This is a genomic window from Pseudaminobacter soli (ex Li et al. 2025) (genome assembly GCF_029892515.1).
GTDB classification, from domain to species: domain Bacteria; phylum Pseudomonadota; class Alphaproteobacteria; order Rhizobiales; family Rhizobiaceae; genus Pseudaminobacter; species Pseudaminobacter soli_A.
The window spans coordinates 1-18,932 of sequence record NZ_JARXVF010000016.1 but is presented as its reverse complement, the minus strand read 5'-3'; the positions used below and the strand labels follow the sequence as shown (position 1 = coordinate 18,932).

Sequence of the window (18,932 nt, the reverse complement as noted above, 5' to 3'; positions counted from 1 at the left end):
GGCACCGAGATGGTGATGCCGGGCGACAACATCACCGTCGACGTGACGCTGATCGTGCCGATCGCCATGGAAGAGAAGCTGCGCTTCGCTATCCGTGAAGGCGGCCGCACCGTCGGCGCCGGCGTCGTGGTCTCGATCACGGAATAAGTCTGCAAGCATACTGCTTGAGGAAAGGGCGGCTTCGGCCGCCCTTTTCGTTTTTCGGAAGTGGCATCTACTTAAGGTTAACACCGCAATCATAGTGCGGTGATTGAAAGCGTCCCCGGCGTTGCTAGTATAGATGGCAATAGCGAGCTGTGGGGTTGTGTAGTGGCCAAGCGGCGTTTTCGCGTTACTCGCCTGATCATGCTCACTGCGTTTGCGGCGGCGTTTCTGTTCCAATTCGCGTTCGCGGCCGGAGCTTCCGCAAAGAAAGCCTCGAACGAGGCGAGCGATTTCCAACCGATGAAGTTTGTCGTGGTGCGGAGCAGCAGCCCCGCCTGCGAGCCGACCTGTCCGCAATGGATATGGGCGAATGGCGAGATCGTGGGCGACACGCCTGCGCAGTTCCAGCGCCTGCTGAAGAGGATCGGCCGACAACGCCTGCCGGTCGTAATCAACTCGCCAGGTGGCAATGTCGAGGCTGCGATCAAGCTTGCGCGCATGATCCGGGGGCGGGGGCTGGACACTGCGGTCGGCGGCGCGCTCCTGGTGGGATGCCTGCCCGAGCGCAAGGACTGCCTCGAAACGCAAAAGGAAACCGGCGTATATCTGGGAGTGCTCGTGCGCGGTATCTGCGCTTCGGCCTGCCCGCTCATGTTGGCCGGTGGTGTCGAGCGATTGGCCGGTGAAAGTTCCTACGTGGGTGTTCACCAGATCACGACCACCGTCAGCCGGGAACAGGTCTTCTACCGTGAGCGCTACCAGCTCGTGAATGGCAAGAAGCGAGTGACCGAAAGGAAGGTCGTTCAGCGGAAGAAGTTGAAGAGCTACAAGACCACGAAGCTGGCCAACCAGACGAAAACGCTGATGCTTGGCTTTCTCAAGGAAATGGGTCTTTCCCAGTCCTATCTGGCGGTGGCGCAAGGAACGGCAGCTGCCGACATGAGGCAGCTCACCTGGCCGGAGTTGATTGATCTGAAGGTGATTACGGGGTTTCAGGCGCCGGAATCGCTCGTTCAGCCCGGTCGTTGCCTGGAACTGCCGAGCGGCGACAACTGCATCGATCTCGTCGACGCCGGTTCTTCCGGCAAAGACATTCGGATGGCGCTGAACCCGGAAGGGCTCATGAAATTCGTCGTGGTCCGATCCGACGAAACCGGCTGCGAACCCAATTGCCCGGAGTGGATCGCCGCCGAGGGTGTGATCGATACAAGGGCGCCAGAGCGGCTTGAGAAGCTCCTGAAGGGCTTGGGTCAGCGCAGGCTGCCATTGGTGCTGAACTCCTCCGGCGGCAATCTGGCGGCCGCAATGGCCCTCGGGCGCCTGGTCCGAAAGGCCGAGTTGACGACTGTCGTCGGCAGTACAGCCATTAGCGGGTGTTTGCCCAGCTCGGACAACTGCCGACCGAATCGCGACCGCTATACTGGCAACGCCGTCTCTTCCGGCGGGGTTTGCGTTTTCGGCTGCGTGCTCGTTCTTGCTGGAGGCACCCAGCGACTCGCCGGCTACCATACCGCCGTGGCATGGAGCCCTCCGGGCGGGTTGAGCAACAATACAAGGTTCGCCGTGGATGCCTATCTGGGTGAGATGGGTGTGCATCCCGGTGCGCTGGAAGAAAAAATTGCCGACAGCCTTGATTCGTATTCTCAGTGGCGCCTCTACCTGCGGCGGCTTCTGACAACCACGAATCTCACCGTCGATTCGGTCGTTGACGGGGGCATCTGTCGGCAGACTCCCAAGCCGGCCAACTGCAATGGGTAGCCACAGATCAACGGCGACCTGAAAAAGGGCAGGGCGTGGATAGTGCTTGCGCGCCAAGGGGTGCCGCACCCATCCACCGGGGAAGTCCGTGCGGTAGGGCCGCAAAATCTTTGCATGGCACTTGCAACGCCGCGCTCTTTGTGAAATGAAGCAGCCGCGTTAGGGGTATAGCTCAGTTGGTAGAGCGGCGGTCTCCAAAACCGCAGGTCACAGGTTCGAGCCCTGTTGCCCCTGCCAGCATCGCCTTCGGCGATAGCGAATGTCGATATAGCCGTTGTCGGCACGATTGGATGGTTCCGACAAAAGGCGTTTGGCAGGTAAGACAGGTTTAGGCACTTGCACGTGTCGAGAATCGGTCTTATGTAGGGACAACAGACACGCGGCGCGTGGAGCTGGATAGCCGGCTTTACGCGCCCCAAATGCATGGGCGGGGTAACCACATTGATTCGTGTGGGGAGCCGCAGCCAGGCAAGGCAACTCCCGGTCGACGGGAACATCCATGGGGTCCGGTTTCCGGGTCTTTGAAAGCAGAGCGGCAGATGGCGTCAAAAACCACCAATCCCTTTACCTTCTTCCAGCAGGTCAGGTCGGAGACGGCAAAGGTTACGTGGCCCTCTCGGCGCGAGACATTGATTTCGACGATCATGGTTATCGTGTTCGCGATAATCGCGATGATCTTCTTCTTTGCGGCTGACCAATTGATGGCTTACGCAATCTCGTTGCTGCTCGGCATCGGTCGTTGAACATCGGCGAATACGGAGAAGTCTTGCAATGACCGCGCGTTGGTACATCGTCCATGCTTACTCGAACTTCGAAAAGAAGGTCGCCGAGGATATCGAGCACAAGGCCAAGCAGAAGGGCCTGAGCGAACGCATCGAGCAGATCGTCGTTCCGACCGAGAAGGTCGTCGAAGTCCGTCGCGGCAAGAAGGTGGACGCCGAGCGCAAGTTCTTCCCGGGCTATGTGCTGCTCAAGGCCGACCTGAACGACGAGATCATCAGCCTTGTGAAGAACACCCCGCGCGTGACGGGCTTCCTGGGTGAAGACAAGCATACGGCCAAGCCGATGCACATTACCGACAAGGAAGCCGATCGCATCCTGCACCAGGTGCAGGAAGGCGTCGAGCGGCCCAAGCCGTCGGTTACCTTCGAGATCGGCGAGCAGGTTCGCGTCTCGGATGGTCCCTTTGCCTCGTTCAACGGTTTCGTCCAGGAAGTGGACGAGGAGCGTGCGCGGCTCAAGGTGGAGGTTTCGATCTTCGGGCGCGCCGTGCCTGTCGATCTCGAATTCGGGCAGGTCGAAAAGGGCTGACCCGGATTGCCGCACTCCCGTTTGGGGCGGTGCGGCTGGCGGCGGGTGCGCCCGTTCGCCGAAACGGTGGGAGGATTGTCCGGCTTAGCCGGCCGCGACCGTCCAAACCACCAAACTGCAACCGCTGGAATAATCCGGCTTTAAGAAGCAAGGCAGATAGAGATGGCTAAGAAAGTTGCAGGCCAGCTCAAGCTCCAGGTATCCGCGGGTTCGGCCACGCCGTCGCCCCCGATCGGTCCTGCGCTTGGTCAGCGTGGCATCAACATCATGGAATTCTGCAAGGCGTTCAACGCCCAGACGCAGGAAATGGAAAAGGGTTCGCCCGTTCCGGTCGTGATCACCTATTATCAGGACAAGTCGTTCACCTTCGTCATGAAGACGCCGCCGGTGAGCTACTTCCTGAAGAAGGCTGCGAACCTGAAGTCGGGTTCGAAGGAGCCCGGCAAGACGAAGGCCGGCCAGGTCAGCCGCGAGAAGGTTCGCGAGATCGCCGCAGCCAAGATGAAGGACCTGAACGCAAACGACATCGAAGCGGCCATGCGTATGGTCGAGGGCTCTGCCCGTTCGATGGGCCTGGAAGTGGTGGGCTAAGACGATGGCAAAGATTGGAAAGCGCGTAGTCAAGTCCCGCGAAGGCATCGACCCCAACAAGGCCTATGGCCTGGGTGAGGCGATCCAGCTGCTGAAGGACCGTTCGACCGTGAAGTTCGACGAAACCGTTGAAATCGCGATGAACCTCGGCGTCGATCCTCGCCATGCCGACCAGATGGTCCGTGGCGTCGTCAACCTGCCGAATGGCACGGGCCGTACGGTTCGCGTCGCCGTGTTCGCCAAGGATGCCAAGGCTGACGAAGCCCGCGCTGCTGGCGCCGACATCGTGGGTGCCGAGGATCTGGTCGAGATCGTCCAGAAGGGCGAGATCAACTTCGATCGCTGCATCGCCACCCCGGACATGATGCCGCTCGTCGGCCGTCTGGGTAAGGTGCTCGGCCCGCGCGGCATGATGCCGAACCCGAAGGTCGGCACCGTGACCACCGACATCGCCGGCGCCGTCAAGGCATCGAAGGGCGGTGCGGTTGAGTTCCGCGTCGAGAAGGCCGGTATCATCCATGGTGGCGTCGGCAAGCTGTCGTTCGACGTCAAGGCCCTGGAAGAGAACGTCCGCGCCTTCGCTGACGCCGTCAACAAGGCCAAGCCGACCGGTGCCAAGGGCGTCTACGTCAAGAAGGTCTCGCTGACCTCGACGATGGGCCCGGGCCTCAAGGTCGACGTGGCCACGCTGGTCACGGCTTGATCTGATGAATTGGGATCAGGCCGCAACGGCCTGATCCCTAACGAATTCCGGGCCTCAGGGTCCGGATACCGGAAGCGGTAAAACGTTTCCGGACATCCTGTCCGAGATTGCAGGCGGCTCGCCTTAATTCATTTGAGCCTGCATGAGACGGGTGAAGACCCGACAAAGGAGCGAATGCTCCAATGAAAGGTTCGAACCGTGTTTGCCTTTTGCTGCGTCCGGCCTGGCTGGATGGCGAAAAGGGGGCAGGATCCTCGAGCGCCGTTCGGGAGATCCGGAAGTTCTGGATAGCCTGCCCGGCAGAAGGCAACCCGGCAGTTGTTCGCAAGAATGACTGTCAACTGGAGATAGGCAGTGGATAGAGCGGAAAAACGCGAGCTCGTCACGAACCTGAATGAAGCGTTCTCGGGCGCTGGTTCGGTCGTCGTGGCCCACTATGCCGGCATCACCGTTGCGCAGATGAACGATCTTCGTTCGAAGATGCGCGCAGCCGGTGGCACCGTCAAAGTCGCGAAGAACCGCCTCGCCAAGATCGCTCTTCAGGGCACGGATTCCGAAAGCATCCAGAGCCTGTTCATTGGACAGACCCTGGTCGCCTATTCGGAAGATCCGGTTGTCGCACCGAAGATCGCGTCCGAATTCGCCAAGGGCAATGACAAGCTTGTCATTCTCGGTGGTGCAATGGGCTCGACCTCGCTCGACGCGGATGGCGTCAAGGCTCTCGCGAGCCTGCCGTCGCTCGACGAGCTGCGTGCACGTCTGGTCGGTATGATCAGCACGCCTGCAACCCGGATCGCCCAGGTCGTCAACGCACCGGCAGCTCAGCTTGCCCGCGTGTTTGGCGCTTATGCCCGGAAGGACGAGGCGGCATGAGGCCGTTCCTCGCTGTCATCAACAATTGTTCGAACTTTCAATAAGGAACTGAAAAATGGCTGATCTCGCCAAGATCGTAGAAGACCTGTCGGCCCTGACCGTCCTCGAGGCGGCTGAGCTGTCGAAGATGCTGGAAGAGAAGTGGGGCGTTTCCGCCGCTGCTCCGGTTGCTGTCGCCGCTGTTGCTGGCGCTGCTGCTGCCGCTCCGGCTGAAGAGAAGACCGAGTTCGACGTCATCCTGGCTTCGGCCGGCGACAAGAAGATCGAGGTCATCAAGGAAGTCCGCGCCATCACCGGCCTGGGCCTCAAGGAAGCTAAGGACCTGGTCGAAGGCGCTCCGAAGCCGGTTAAGGAAGCCGCTTCCAAGGCCGACGCCGAGAAGATCAAGGCCCAGCTCGAAGCTGCTGGCGCCAAGGTCGAACTGAAGTAAGCGTTACGCTTGCTGGCGGACGGCGATCAGCCGTCCGCCGTTCCGCTACGGCGGGCGTGACGCGCAAGTGTCTGGAAAACCTCTTTCCTGAGGGCCGGAAGCCGGCTTTCAGGAAACGGGTTTTCACCCGTTTCAGATGAACCGCCGGGCAGGGCGGTTAGAAGTTGCAAGGCGCGAGAGGCCGCGCCCCAAGAGAGGCAGCAAGGAGCGACGATGGCCCAGAACCAGACTTTCAATGGCCGCAGACGCGTACGCAAGTTCTTCGGGAACATCCCGGAGGTTGCGGAGATGCCGAACCTTATCGAGGTTCAGAAGGCATCGTATGACCAGTTTCTCATGGTCGAGGAACCGAAGGGTGGGCGCCCTGACGAGGGGCTCCAGGCTGTTTTCAAGTCGGTCTTCCCGATCTCCGATTTCTCCGGCGCGTCGATGCTCGAATTCGTCAAGTACGAGTTCGAGGCGCCCAAATTCGACGTTGACGAGTGCCGTCAGCGCGACCTGACCTATGCCGCGCCGCTCAAGGTGACGCTGCGCCTCATCGTGTTCGATATTGACGAGGATACCGGCGCCAAGTCCATCAAGGACATCAAGGAGCAGGACGTCTACATGGGCGACATGCCGCTCATGACGTCGAACGGCACCTTCATCGTCAACGGCACCGAGCGCGTCATCGTCTCCCAGATGCACCGTTCGCCGGGCGTCTTCTTCGACCACGACAAGGGCAAGTCGCACTCGTCCGGCAAGCTGCTCTTTGCCGCGCGCGTCATCCCCTATCGCGGCTCGTGGCTCGACATCGAGTTCGACTCGAAGGACATCGTGCACGCCCGTATCGACCGTCGCCGCAAGATCCCGGTGACGTCGCTGCTCATGGCGCTTGGCATGGATGGCGAGGAAACCCTCTCCACCTTCTACAACAAGATCGAGTACAAGCGCTCCGGCGACCACTGGCGCGTGCCCTACAGCGTTGATCGCTTCAAGGGCCTGAAGGCGGTTGACGACCTCATCGACGCCGACACCGGCGAAATCGTTGTCGAGGCCGGCAAGAAGATCACCGCGCGTCAGGCCCGTCAGCTTGCCGAAAAGGGCCTCAAGGCCATCAAGGCGACCGAGGACGATCTGTACGGCAACTATCTGGCCGAGGACATCGTCGACTACCGCACCGGCGAGATCTTCCTCGAAGCCGGCGACGAGATCGATGAAAAGACGCTGAAGACGCTGCTGTCGACCGGCGCCGAGGAATTCACCGTCCTCGACATCGACCACATCAACGTCGGCGGCTACATCCGTAACACGCTTGCCGTGGACAAGAACGAGAGCCGTCAGGACGCGCTGTTCGACATCTACCGTGTCATGCGCCCGGGCGAGCCGCCCACGCTCGACACTGCCGACGCGATGTTCAACTCGCTGTTCTTCGACGCCGACCGCTACGACCTTTCGGCCGTGGGTCGCGTGAAGATGAACATGCGTCTCGACCTCGACTGCCCGGACACCGTGCGCGTTCTGCGCAAGGATGACATCATAGCGGTCGTCAAGACGCTGGTCGAACTGCGTGACGGCAAGGGCGAGATCGACGACATCGACAACCTCGGAAACCGTCGTGTCCGTTCGGTCGGCGAGCTGATGGAGAACCAGTACCGCGTCGGCCTGCTCCGCATGGAGCGCGCGATCAAGGAACGCATGTCCTCGATCGAGATCGACACGGTCATGCCGCAGGACCTGATCAACGCCAAGCCGGCGGCTGCGGCCGTGCGCGAGTTCTTCGGTTCCTCGCAGCTGTCGCAGTTCATGGACCAGACCAACCCGCTGTCGGAAATCACCCACAAGCGCCGTCTCTCGGCTCTTGGACCTGGTGGTCTGACTCGCGAGCGCGCTGGCTTCGAAGTCCGCGACGTTCACCCGACGCACTATGGCCGTATCTGCCCGATCGAAACGCCGGAAGGCCCGAACATCGGTCTGATCAACTCGCTCGCGACCTTCGCCCGCGTCAACAAGTACGGCTTCATCGAGACCCCGTACCGCAAGATCGTGGACGGCAAGGTCACGCAGGACGTCGTCTATCTGTCGGCGATGGAAGAGGCCAAGCACTACGTCGCACAGGCAAACGCCGAACTAGACGCTCAGGGCGGCTTCGTTGAAGAGTTCGTCATCTGCCGCCACGCCGGCGAAGTGATGATGGCTCCGCGCGAAAACGTCGACCTCATGGACGTGTCGCCCAAGCAGCTCGTTTCGGTTGCTGCGGCGCTCATCCCGTTCCTTGAGAACGACGACGCCAACCGCGCTCTGATGGGCTCGAACATGCAGCGTCAGGCCGTGCCGCTGGTGCGCGCCGAGGCTCCGTTCGTCGGCACCGGCATGGAGCCGATCGTCGCCCGTGACTCGGGTGCTGCGATCGCCGCACGCCGCGGCGGTATCGTCGACCAGGTGGACGCGACCCGTATCGTTATCCGCGCGACGGAAGATCTCGATCCCGGCAAGTCCGGCGTCGACATCTACCGCCTGATGAAGTTCCAGCGCTCGAACCAGAACACCTGCATCAACCAGCGCCCGCTGGTGAATGTCGGTGATCCGATCGAGAAGGGCGACATCATCGCCGACGGTCCGTCGACCGACCTGGGCGATCTGGCGCTCGGCCGCAACGTGCTCGTCGCGTTCATGCCGTGGAACGGCTACAACTACGAGGACTCGATCCTCCTGTCCGAACGCATCGTCGCCGACGACGTCTTCACCTCGATCCACATCGAGGAGTTCGAGGTCATGGCTCGCGATACGAAGCTCGGGCCTGAGGAAATCACGCGCGACATTCCGAACGTTTCGGAAGAAGCGCTGAAGAACCTCGACGAAGCCGGTATCGTCTACATCGGTGCGGAAGTGCAGCCTGGCGACATTCTTGTCGGCAAGATCACTCCGAAGGGCGAAAGCCCGATGACGCCGGAAGAGAAGCTTCTGCGCGCCATCTTCGGTGAAAAGGCGTCCGACGTCCGTGACACCTCCATGCGCATGCCGCCCGGGGCCTACGGCACCGTCGTGGAAGTTCGCGTCTTCAACCGCCACGGCGTGGAGAAGGACGAGCGCGCCATGGCGATCGAGCGCGAAGAGATCGAGCGTCTCGCCAAGGACCGTGACGACGAGCAGGCGATTCTCGACCGCAACGTGTACAGCCGTCTGGCTGACACGCTGCAGGGCAAGGAAGCGATTGCCGGTCCGAAGGGCTTCAAGAAGGGTACCGTTCTGGCCCGCGAGGCTCTGACCGACTATCCGCGTTCGCAGTGGTGGCAGTTCGCCGTCGAGGACGAGAAGCTCCAGAGCGAGCTCGAGGCTTTGCGCGGCCAGTACGACGACTCCAAGAAGGCGCTCGAACAGCGCTTCATGGACAAGGTCGAGAAGGTGCAGCGCGGCGACGAGATGCCCCCCGGGGTCATGAAGATGGTCAAGGTCTTCGTGGCTGTGAAGCGCAAGATGCAGCCCGGCGATAAGATGGCCGGCCGTCACGGCAACAAGGGTGTCGTGTCGCGCATCGTTCCGGTCGAGGACATGCCGTTCCTCGAAGACGGTACGCATGCCGACATCGTGCTCAACCCGCTGGGCGTGCCGTCGCGTATGAACGTCGGCCAGATCCTGGAGACGCATCTGGGCTGGGCCTGCGCTGGCATGGGTCGGAAGATCGGGGAGCTGATCGAGGCGTACAAGGCAGACGGCGACATCAAGCCGCTGCGTGAGACGATCGAGAGCATCATCCCGAACAACGACCGCAACGAGCCGGTTCGTAGCTTCGATGACGCGAGCGTCGTTCGCCTCGGCCAGCAGATGAAGCGCGGTGTGTCGATCGCGACCCCGGTGTTCGACGGTGCGCACGAGGCTGACATCAACTCGATGCTGGCCCAGGCGGGTCTGCACACGAGCGGTCAGTCGCAGCTCTACGACGGACGCACGGGCGAGCCGTTCGATCGCAAGGTGACGATGGGCTACATCTATATGCTCAAGCTTCACCACCTCGTGGACGACAAGATCCACGCGCGTTCGATCGGCCCGTACTCGCTCGTCACCCAGCAGCCGCTGGGCGGCAAGGCGCAGTTCGGCGGCCAGCGCTTCGGCGAAATGGAGGTCTGGGCGCTCGAGGCTTACGGCGCCGCCTACACGCTGCAGGAAATGCTGACCGTGAAGTCGGACGACGTGGCAGGCCGTACCAAGGTCTACGAGGCGATCGTGCGCGGCGACGACTCTTTCGAGGCAGGCATTCCCGAGAGCTTCAACGTTCTCGTCAAGGAAATGCGCTCGCTGGGTCTCAACGTCGAGCTGGAAAACACTCGCGTCGAGGATGCTCCGGCGCAGTTGCCCGACGCGGCCGAGTAACAGGCAAATGGTGCGCCGCGGAGCCGAAAAGCTCCGCGGCGAAGCCGCCAGAAATTCAGGCCGGGACCGCTCGGCCGCATGCATGGATCCGGTAGCGCCAACGAAGCGGCGGCGTTCGGACGGATCACCAAGGGTTTGACGCCCGCCTATTTTCGATTGGGGCCCCGGGTCCCGAGAAGGAGAACGACATGAACCAAGAGGTCATGAATCTCTTCAACAACAACGCCCCGGCACAGGTGTTCGATTCCATCCGGATTTCGCTCGCCAGCCCGGAGAAGATCCTTTCCTGGTCGTTCGGCGAGATCAAGAAGCCGGAGACGATCAACTACCGTACGTTCAAGCCGGAACGTGACGGCCTGTTCTGCGCGCGCATCTTTGGCCCGATCAAGGACTACGAGTGCCTGTGCGGCAAGTACAAGCGCATGAAGTACAAGGGCGTCATCTGCGAGAAGTGCGGCGTGGAAGTGACGCTGTCGCGCGTTCGCCGCGAGCGCATGGGCCACATCGAGCTCGCCGCGCCCGTCGCCCACATCTGGTTCCTGAAGTCGCTGCCCTCGCGCATCGGCACGCTGCTCGACATGACGCTCAAGGACATTGAGCGCGTTCTCTATTTCGAGAACTACATCGTCACCGAGCCGGGCCTGACGGCGCTGAAGGAAAACCAGCTCCTCTCCGAAGAAGAGTACATGATCGCCGTCGACGAGTACGGCGAGGACCAGTTCACGGCCATGATCGGCGCCGAAGCCATTCATGAGCTGCTGGCCAGCATGGACCTGGAGAAGATCGCGGGCGAGCTGCGTTCGGACCTTGCCTCGACGACCTCGGAGCTGAAGCAGAAGAAGCTGCTCAAGCGCCTGAAGGTGGTCGAGAACTTCATGGAATCCGGCAACCGTCCGGAATGGATGATCATGAAGGTGGTCCCGGTCATCCCGCCGGACCTGCGTCCGCTGGTGCCGCTGGACGGTGGCCGCTTCGCGACGTCGGATCTGAACGATCTCTATCGCCGCGTCATCAACCGTAACAACCGTCTGAAGCGCCTCATCGAGCTGCGCGCCCCGGGCATCATCATCCGCAACGAAAAGCGCATGCTGCAGGAAGCTGTGGACGCGCTGTTCGACAACGGCCGCCGTGGCCGCGTCATCACCGGCGCCAACAAGCGCCCGCTGAAGTCGCTGTCCGACATGCTCAAGGGCAAGCAGGGCCGCTTCCGTCAGAACCTGCTCGGCAAGCGCGTCGACTATTCGGGCCGTTCGGTCATCGTGACCGGTCCGGAGCTCAAGCTGCATCAGTGCGGCCTGCCGAAGAAGATGGCGCTCGAGCTGTTCAAGCCGTTCATCTATGCGCGCCTTGACGCCAAGGGCTACTCGTCCACCGTCAAGCAGGCCAAGAAGCTGGTCGAGAAGGAAAAGCCGGAAGTCTGGGATATCCTGGACGAGGTCATCCGCGAGCACCCGGTTCTGCTGAACCGCGCTCCGACGCTGCACCGCCTCGGCATCCAGGCCTTCGAACCCACTCTGATCGAAGGCAAGGCGATCCAGCTTCACCCGCTCGTCTGCACGGCCTTCAACGCCGACTTCGACGGCGACCAGATGGCCGTTCACGTGCCGCTGTCGCTCGAGGCTCAGCTCGAAGCACGCGTTCTGATGATGTCGACCAACAACATCCTGCACCCGGCCTCCGGCGCGCCGATCATCGTGCCGTCGCAGGACATGGTGCTGGGTCTGTACTATCTGTCGATCGTCAACCAGAACGAGCCGGGCGAGGGCATGGTGTTTGCCGACATGGGCGAACTCCAGCACGCTCTCGAGACCAAGGCTGTCACGCTGCACGCCAAGATCAAGGGTCGCTTCAAGACGGTCGACGCCGAAGGCAACGTCGTGTCGAAGATCTATGACACGACCCCGGGCCGCATGATCCTCGGCGAACTGCTGCCGAAGAACGTCAACGTGCCGTTCGAGACCTGCAACCAGGAGATGACCAAGAAGAACATCTCCAAGATGATCGACACCGTCTACCGCCACTGCGGTCAGAAGGAGACGGTCATTTTCTGCGATCGCATTATGGCACTCGGCTTTGCCCATGCCTGCCGCGCCGGCATTTCGTTCGGCAAGGACGACATGGTCATTCCGGACACTAAGCACAAGCTGGTCGCCGACACCGAAGCGCTCGCGAAGGAATACGAGCAGCAGTACAATGACGGCCTGATCACTCAGGGCGAGAAGTACAACAAGGTGGTCGACGCCTGGGCCAAGTGCTCGGAAAAGGTCGCCGACGAGATGATGGCCCGCATTAAGGCCGTCGAGTTCGAGGACAGCGGCCGTCAGAAGCCGATGAACTCGATCTACATGATGTCGCACTCCGGTGCGCGTGGCTCGCCGACCCAGATGCGTCAGCTCGCCGGCATGCGCGGCCTCATGGCCAAGCCGTCGGGCGAAATCATCGAGACGCCGATCATCTCGAACTTCAAGGAAGGCCTCACCGTTCTCGAGTACTTCAACTCGACCCACGGCGCCCGCAAGGGTCTCGCCGACACCGCGTTGAAGACCGCGAACTCCGGCTACCTGACCCGTCGTCTCGTCGACGTGGCGCAGGACTGCATCGTCAACTCGGTTGATTGCGGCACCGACAAGGGCCTCACCATGCAGCCGATCGTCGATGCCGGCCAGGTGGTCGCCTCGCTCGGTCAGCGCATCCTCGGCCGCACCGCGCTCGACGACATCAATCACCCGCTGACGGGCGATCTGATCGTCAAGGCCGGTACGCTGATGGACGAGCGCGACATCGAGCAGATCGAGAAGGCTGGTATCCAGACCGTCCGCATCCGTTCGGCACTGACCTGCGAGGTCAAGGTCGGCGTCTGCGCCGTCTGCTACGGTCGTGACCTTGCCCGCGGTACCCCGGTCAACCAGGGTGAAGCGGTCGGCGTCATCGCCGCGCAGTCGATCGGCGAGCCGGGCACCCAGCTCACCATGCGTACCTTCCACATGGGTGGTACGGCGCAGGTGGTGGACTCCTCGTTCCTCGAAGCTTCGTATGAAGGCACGGTCCAGGTCCGCAACCGCAACGTCGTGCGCAATTCCGATGGCAACCTCGTGGTGATGGGCCGCAACATGGCGATCCTGATCCTCGACGAGGCCGGCAAGGAGCGCGCGGCACACCGCGTCACCTACGGTTCGCGCGTCTATGTGGACGATGGCGACAAGGTCAAGCGCGGCCAGCGTGTCGCCGAGTGGGACCCGTATACCCGCCCGATCATGACCGAAATCGAGGGCCGCGTGTCGTTCGAAGACCTGGTCGACGGTATCTCCGTTCAGGAAACCGCCGACGAGTCGACCGGTATCACCAAGCGTGAGGTTATCGACTGGCGGTCCACGCCGCGCGGTACGGACCTCAAGCCGGCGATCACCGTACTCGACTCGAAGGGCAAGGTCGGCAAGCTGTCGAAGGGCGGCGATGCCCGCTTCATGCTCTCGGTTGAGGCCATTCTGTCGGTCGAGCCGGGCGCACATGTGAAGCCGGGTGACGTGCTGGCGCGTATCCCGATGGAAAGCGCGAAGACGAAGGACATCACCGGCGGTCTGCCGCGTGTTGCCGAACTCTTCGAAGCCCGTCGTCCGAAGGATCACGCCATCATCGCCGAGATTGACGGTACGATCCGCTTCGGCCGCGACTACAAGAACAAGCGCCGCATCATCATCGAGCCGCATGACTCGACGCTTGAGCCGGTCGAATATCTGATCCCGAAGGGCAAGCCGTTCCATCTCCAGGACGGTGACGCCATCGAGAAGGGCGACTACATCCTCGACGGCAACCCGGCACCGCACGACATCCTGGCGATCAAGGGCGTGGAAGCTCTGGCTTCCTACCTCGTGAACGAAATCCAGGAAGTCTACCGACTGCAGGGCGTGTCGATCAACGACAAGCACATCGAGGTCATCGTTCGTCAGATGCTGCAGAAGATCGAGATCACCGCTCAGGGCGACTCGGTCTACATCCCGGGCGATCACGTCGACGTCATCGAGTTCGACGAGGTCAACGATCGTCTGGTCGAGGAAGGTAAGAAGCCTGCGGAAGGTCAGCCGGTGCTGCTCGGCATCACCAAGGCCTCGCTGCAGACGCCGTCCTTCATCTCGGCGGCCTCCTTCCAGGAGACGACGCGCGTGCTGACCGAAGCAGCAGTTGCCGGCAAGACCGACATGCTGCAGGGTCTGAAGGAAAACGTCATCGTCGGCCGTCTCATCCCGGCCGGCACCGGCGGTCAGATGAATCAGATCCGTCGCATTGCGACGCATCGCGACGAGCTCATCCTCGACGAGCGCCGCAAGGGTTCGGGCGTGGAAGTTGCAGAGCCGATGCTGACCGACATGGTCAACGCTGCCCAGTAAGGGCACGCGGACAAAGCTTGAAAATGAAAGGCCGCCGGGGTGACCCGGCGGCCTTTTTGCTGCGAACTGTGTACTTTCTTCATACGAAAGCGAAGCGGCCCCCAAATGGGGGGTGACGGTTACAGCTTTAGTTTGATATTAGTGATGAAGGGTTGCCTAGGGTTGCAGGCAGTCTGCGCCGGACAGGCTGTGGGGAGCACATCCGGAATTTAGAACTGAGACGTGTCGCGAATCCGCCGGCAGGGGTGTTGGGGGGGCGACTGAATTCGATCACGCGGCTTCGACGAGCGGCTTTGCCGCTTCGACCGCGCTTTGACCGCCCGGTTGTGCCCCATCCGGGCGGTCTTTTTGTTTTCGCTTTTCCGTTCGTCTTCGTCGCACGCAGGGCAGGGCTATGAGCTCACGGTCCTGGGATTCGGCTGCCCGATCGAGCAGCTCGGCAATCAGCGATCTTCGTCGAAGGTAATGATGGAGACTTCGCCCTCGAGCGCGCCTTGGAAGGCGGAGAAATGCGGCTCGTCATCGGGTTCGCCTTGCATGTCGCCGATCTGGTCGAGCTCGGCTTCGGCATAACCTTCCTTGGCAAGGGCCTCGAGCGCCTGGCGCACGGCTGAGTCGTCGTCCGGCGCGACCAGCATCACATGCACACCCTCTGATTTGCCGCCTTTTTGGCGCCAAACGCGTCCGGTGATGATGGTGACGGGCCGTTCCTCATTGTCGTTCATAACGTGATTCCTTGCTTGCAGGGCCTCGGCGGCATCGCTACACCGTCCTTATCCGGCTTTTCGCATGAAGCTAGAGCCGGGGACAGGCCAAAGCGGGTCACATTCTGCTTCGCAGATGCGAAATGACGCAAGATTATTTCGCCGCGTTCAGCTGGACACGCCAAAGCGCTGTTTTGTTAACGTTTCGCGCGCTGTGGGGTTGACGATACCCGGTGTTGCGCGTATTACCCGCCTCGTCTGAACCCATGTGAGGTCTGGCTTTCCGGAGCGACGCGCTCTGGAGTTTGCCTCAAACAAGGTTCGTTTTACGAGCGCATACACATTTCCGGCGTGCAAGAAGCGTTACAGCTTCCTCTGCTTTTTGTTCGGGCGCACCGTGATAACGCGGTTTGTGGCCCGAATTTGCGTATGGGAATGACGCTTGAAGCCGCCCGTGAATGGGCTCGAGACACGAATTGAGAGACAAGAGGGTTTAATGCCTACCGTCAACCAGCTGATCCGCAAGCCGCGCATTGCGCCGGTGAAGCGCAATAAGGTTCCGGCCATGCAGGCCAATCCGCAGAAGCGCGGTGTCTGCACGCGCGTCTATACGACGACGCCGAAGAAGCCGAACTCTGCGCTGCGTAAGGTCGCGAAGATTCGCCTGACCAACGGCTTTGAGGTGATTGGTTACATCCCCGGTGAAGGCCATAACCTTCAGGAGCACTCCGTGGTCATGATCCGCGGCGGTCGCGTGAAGGATCTTCCGGGCGTGCGCTATCACATCATCCGCGGCGTGCTCGACACGCAGGGCGTGAAGAACCGCAAGCAGCGTCGTTCGAAGTACGGCGCCAAGCGTCCGAAGTAAGATTTATCGGCTACGGCGCACTGCAGTCGCGTCGAGCTTCGAAGTTGAGAGACGAGAAACATGTCCCGACGCCACAGTGCAGAGAAGCGTGAGATCAACCCGGACCCGAAGTTCGGCGATCTGGTTATCACGAAGTTCATGAACGCCGTTATGTACGACGGCAAGAAGTCGATCGCCGAAACGATCGTCTACGGTGCGCTTGACCAGGTTCAGGCCAAGACCAAGCAGGAGCCGGTGGCTCTGTTCCATCAGGCCCTTGACAACGTCGCCCCGCACATCGAAGTGCGTTCGCGTCGCGTCGGTGGTGCGACCTACCAGGTCCCGGTCGATGTCCGTCCGGAGCGCCGCCAGGCTCTCGCCATCCGTTGGCTGATCACTGCCGCTCGCAACCGCAACGAGACCACCATGGTCGATCGTCTGTCGGGTGAGCTGCTGGACGCTGCCAACAATCGCGGCACCGCTGTCAAGAAGCGTGAAGACACGCATAAGATGGCTGAAGCCAACCGCGCCTTCGCGCACTACCGCTGGTAACAGCGCGAACGAACGAGTGAGAGGCACCTCCCATGGCCCGCGAATATAAAATCGAAGACTATCGCAATTTCGGCATCATGGCGCACATCGATGCCGGCAAGACGACGACGACCGAGCGTATCCTTTACTACACCGGCAAGAGCCACAAGATGGGCGAGACGCACGATGGCGCCTCGACCATGGACTGGATGGAGCAGGAGCAGGAACGCGGCATCACGATCACGTCGGCTGCCACCACGACCTTCTGGAAGGGCCGTGACGGCAAGCAGCGCCGCTTCAACATCATCGACACGCCGGGCCACGTGGACTTCACCATTGAGGTTGAGCGTTCGCTGCGCGTTCTCGACGGCGCGATCGCGCTGCTCGACTCGAATGCCGGCGTTGAGCCGCAGACCGAGACCGTCTGGCGTCAGGCTGAGAAGTATCATGTCCCGCGCATGATCTTCTGCAACAAGATGGACAAGATCGGCGCCGATTTCTATCGCTGCCTCGACATGATCAAGTCGCGCCTCGGTGCGATCCCGGTTGCCATGCAGCTGCCAATCGGCGCTGAGAGCGAGTTCAAGGGCGTTGTCGACCTGATCGAGATGAATGCCCTGGTTTGGCGCGACGAGTCGCTCGGTGCTGCCTGGGACGTCATCGAGATCCCGGCGGACCTCAAGGCCAAGGCCGAAGAGTACCGCGAGAAGATGATCGAGGCTGCTGTCGAGATGGATGAGGCCGCTATGGAGGCCTATCTCGAGGGTAACCTGCCGAGCAACGACCAGATCCGCGAGCTGATCCGCAAGGGCACGATCGCAGTCAAATTCCATCCGGTCTATTGCGGCACTGCCTTCAAGAACAAGGGCGTGCAGCCGCTGCTCGACGCCGTCGTCGACTTCCTGCCGTCGCCGATCGAAGTGCCGGCGATCAAGGGTATCGACCCCAAGACGGAAGCCGAGATCGATCGCAAGTCGTCGGACGACGAGCCGCTGTCGATGCTCGCGTTCAAGATCATGAACGACCCGTTCGTCGGCTCGCTCACCTTCTGCCGCATCTACTCGGGCAAGCTCACCAAGGGCATCTCGCTTGAGAACACCGTGAAGGGCAAGAAAGAGCGCATCGGCCGTATGCTGCAGATGCACTCGAACTCCCGTGAGGACATCGAGGAAGCCTTCGCTGGCGACATCGTTGCGCTGGCCGGCCTCAAGGAAACCACCACGGGCGACACGCTTTGCGATCCGCTGAAGCCGGTCATCCTGGAGCGCATGGAATTCCCCGAGCCGGTCATCCAGATCGCGATCGAGCCGAAGACCAAGGGCGACCAGGAAAAGATGGGCCTCGCGCTCAACCGCCTGGCTGCTGAAGATCCGTCCTTCCGCGTCAAGACCGACGAAGAGTCGGGCCAGACCATCATCGCCGGCATGGGCGAACTTCACCTCGACATCCTCGTCGACCGTATGCGTCGCGAGTTCAAGGTTGAGGCGAACGTCGGTGCTCCGCAGGTGGCCTATCGCGAAACGATCACCCGCTCCCACGAGCAGGACTACACCCACAAGAAGCAGACGGGTGGTACCGGTCAGTTCGCCCGCGTCAAGCTGGTGTTCGAGCCGAACGCCGAGGGCGAAGACTTCGTGTTCGAGTCCAAGATCGTCGGTGGTGCGGTTCCGAAGGAATACATCCCGGGCGTCGAAAAGGGTATCCGCAGCGTTCTGAGCTCGGGTCCGTTCGCTGGCTTCCCGATGATCAGCGTCAAGGCGACGCTTATCGATGGTGCTTTCCACGACGTCGACTCGTCCGTCCTGGCGTTCGAAATCGCTGGCCGCGCCGCTCTCCGCGAAGCTGCCGGGAAGCTCGGCGTCCAGCTGCTCGAGCCGGTCATGAAGGTCGAGGTTGTCACGCCGGAAGACTATGTCGGCAGCGTGATCGGTGACCTGAACAGCCGTCGCGGTCAGATCCAGGGTCAGGAGACCCGCGGTATCGCCGTCGTTGTCAACGCGATGGTTCCGCTCGCGAACATGTTCAAGTACGTGGACAGCCTGCGCTCGATGTCGCAGGGCCGCGCCCAGTACACGATGCAGTTCGACCACTACGAGCCGGTTCCGACCGCTGTTGCTCAGGAAGTTCAGAAGAAATACGCGTAATTCCGAGGAATTACACCAGTAACCTAATTCAATGCCGTAAGCGGCGGATAAGAATGGAGACTTCACATGGCTAAGAGTAAATTTGAGCGCAACAAGCCGCATGTGAACATTGGCACGATTGGTCACGTTGACCATGGCAAGACGTCGCTGACGGCTGCGAT

The 18,932-nt window shown here is 61.3% G+C and carries 14 protein-coding genes, 1 tRNA gene and 1 pseudogene; 15 read left to right on the top strand and 1 reads right to left on the bottom strand.

The features are described from left to right. The 11 genes and pseudogenes from M2281_RS29000 to rpoC form a co-directional block, all read left to right on the top strand. Window positions 1-147: pseudogene (locus M2281_RS29000) on the top strand (EF-Tu/IF-2/RF-3 family GTPase); the annotation flags it as partial. Window positions 148-309: 162 nt separating this feature from the next. Continuing rightward, the gene (locus M2281_RS28995) at window positions 310-1,902 is read left to right on the top strand and encodes a hypothetical protein (protein WP_280824675.1); all 1,593 of its coding nucleotides are present in this window, start codon (window positions 310-312) and stop codon (window positions 1,900-1,902) included. A 161-nt stretch (window positions 1,903-2,063) separates the two neighbouring features. Further along, window positions 2,064-2,139 (top strand) — tRNA-Trp (locus tag M2281_RS28990). 302 nt (window positions 2,140-2,441) lie between these two features. Continuing rightward, window positions 2,442-2,645 carry a preprotein translocase subunit SecE gene (gene secE, locus M2281_RS28985; protein WP_106722463.1) on the top strand — a complete coding sequence of 68 codons (204 nt, stop codon included), beginning with the start codon at window positions 2,442-2,444 and terminating at the stop codon, window positions 2,643-2,645. Between the two features lie 28 nt (window positions 2,646-2,673). After that, window positions 2,674-3,213, top strand: coding sequence for a transcription termination/antitermination protein NusG (gene nusG / locus M2281_RS28980; protein WP_280824674.1), 540 nt, complete (start codon window positions 2,674-2,676; stop codon window positions 3,211-3,213). Window positions 3,214-3,375: 162 nt separating this feature from the next. After that, on the top strand, window positions 3,376-3,804 hold the full coding sequence (gene rplK, locus M2281_RS28975) for a 50S ribosomal protein L11 (RefSeq protein ID WP_106722465.1): 429 nt from the start codon (window positions 3,376-3,378) through the stop codon (window positions 3,802-3,804). A gap of 4 nt (window positions 3,805-3,808) precedes the next feature. Continuing rightward, entirely contained in the window at window positions 3,809-4,507 is a 699-nt protein-coding gene (rplA, locus tag M2281_RS28970; protein ID WP_280824673.1) for a 50S ribosomal protein L1, read from the top strand. 354 nt (window positions 4,508-4,861) lie between these two features. Continuing rightward, window positions 4,862-5,380: a 50S ribosomal protein L10 gene (gene rplJ / locus M2281_RS28965; RefSeq protein WP_280824672.1), complete on the top strand. Its 519-nt coding sequence runs from the start codon at window positions 4,862-4,864 to the stop codon at window positions 5,378-5,380. Between the two features lie 55 nt (window positions 5,381-5,435). Next, entirely contained in the window at window positions 5,436-5,810 is a 375-nt protein-coding gene (gene rplL, locus M2281_RS28960) for a 50S ribosomal protein L7/L12 (protein ID WP_280824671.1), read from the top strand. Window positions 5,811-6,023: 213 nt separating this feature from the next. Then, window positions 6,024-10,160: a DNA-directed RNA polymerase subunit beta gene (gene rpoB, locus M2281_RS28955; RefSeq protein ID WP_280824670.1), complete on the top strand. Its 4,137-nt coding sequence runs from the start codon at window positions 6,024-6,026 to the stop codon at window positions 10,158-10,160. A gap of 188 nt (window positions 10,161-10,348) precedes the next feature. Continuing rightward, complete coding sequence (gene rpoC / locus M2281_RS28950; protein ID WP_280824669.1) at window positions 10,349-14,545, top strand: DNA-directed RNA polymerase subunit beta'; 4,197 nt, start codon at window positions 10,349-10,351, stop codon at window positions 14,543-14,545. 443 nt (window positions 14,546-14,988) lie between these two features. Here the strand turns inward: rpoC and M2281_RS28945 are convergent, their stop codons facing one another. Then, complete coding sequence (locus M2281_RS28945; protein ID WP_280824668.1) at window positions 14,989-15,270, bottom strand: transcriptional regulator; 282 nt, start codon at window positions 15,268-15,270, stop codon at window positions 14,989-14,991. 475 nt (window positions 15,271-15,745) lie between these two features. Here M2281_RS28945 and rpsL point away from each other — a divergent pair, with 475 nt between their 5' ends. The 4 genes from rpsL to M2281_RS28925 form a co-directional block, all read left to right on the top strand. Next, complete coding sequence (gene rpsL / locus M2281_RS28940; protein ID WP_008837709.1) at window positions 15,746-16,117, top strand: 30S ribosomal protein S12; 372 nt, start codon at window positions 15,746-15,748, stop codon at window positions 16,115-16,117. A 60-nt stretch (window positions 16,118-16,177) separates the two neighbouring features. Beyond that, window positions 16,178-16,648, top strand: a complete 471-nt coding sequence (gene rpsG, locus M2281_RS28935) for a 30S ribosomal protein S7 (RefSeq protein WP_280824667.1) — start codon at window positions 16,178-16,180, stop codon at window positions 16,646-16,648. Window positions 16,649-16,680: 32 nt separating this feature from the next. After that, the gene (gene fusA, locus M2281_RS28930) at window positions 16,681-18,771 is read left to right on the top strand and encodes an elongation factor G (protein WP_280824666.1); all 2,091 of its coding nucleotides are present in this window, start codon (window positions 16,681-16,683) and stop codon (window positions 18,769-18,771) included. A 66-nt stretch (window positions 18,772-18,837) separates the two neighbouring features. Next, a partial coding sequence (locus tag M2281_RS28925) for a GTP-binding protein (RefSeq protein ID WP_018010120.1) occupies window positions 18,838-18,932 on the top strand: 95 nt, incomplete at its 3' end.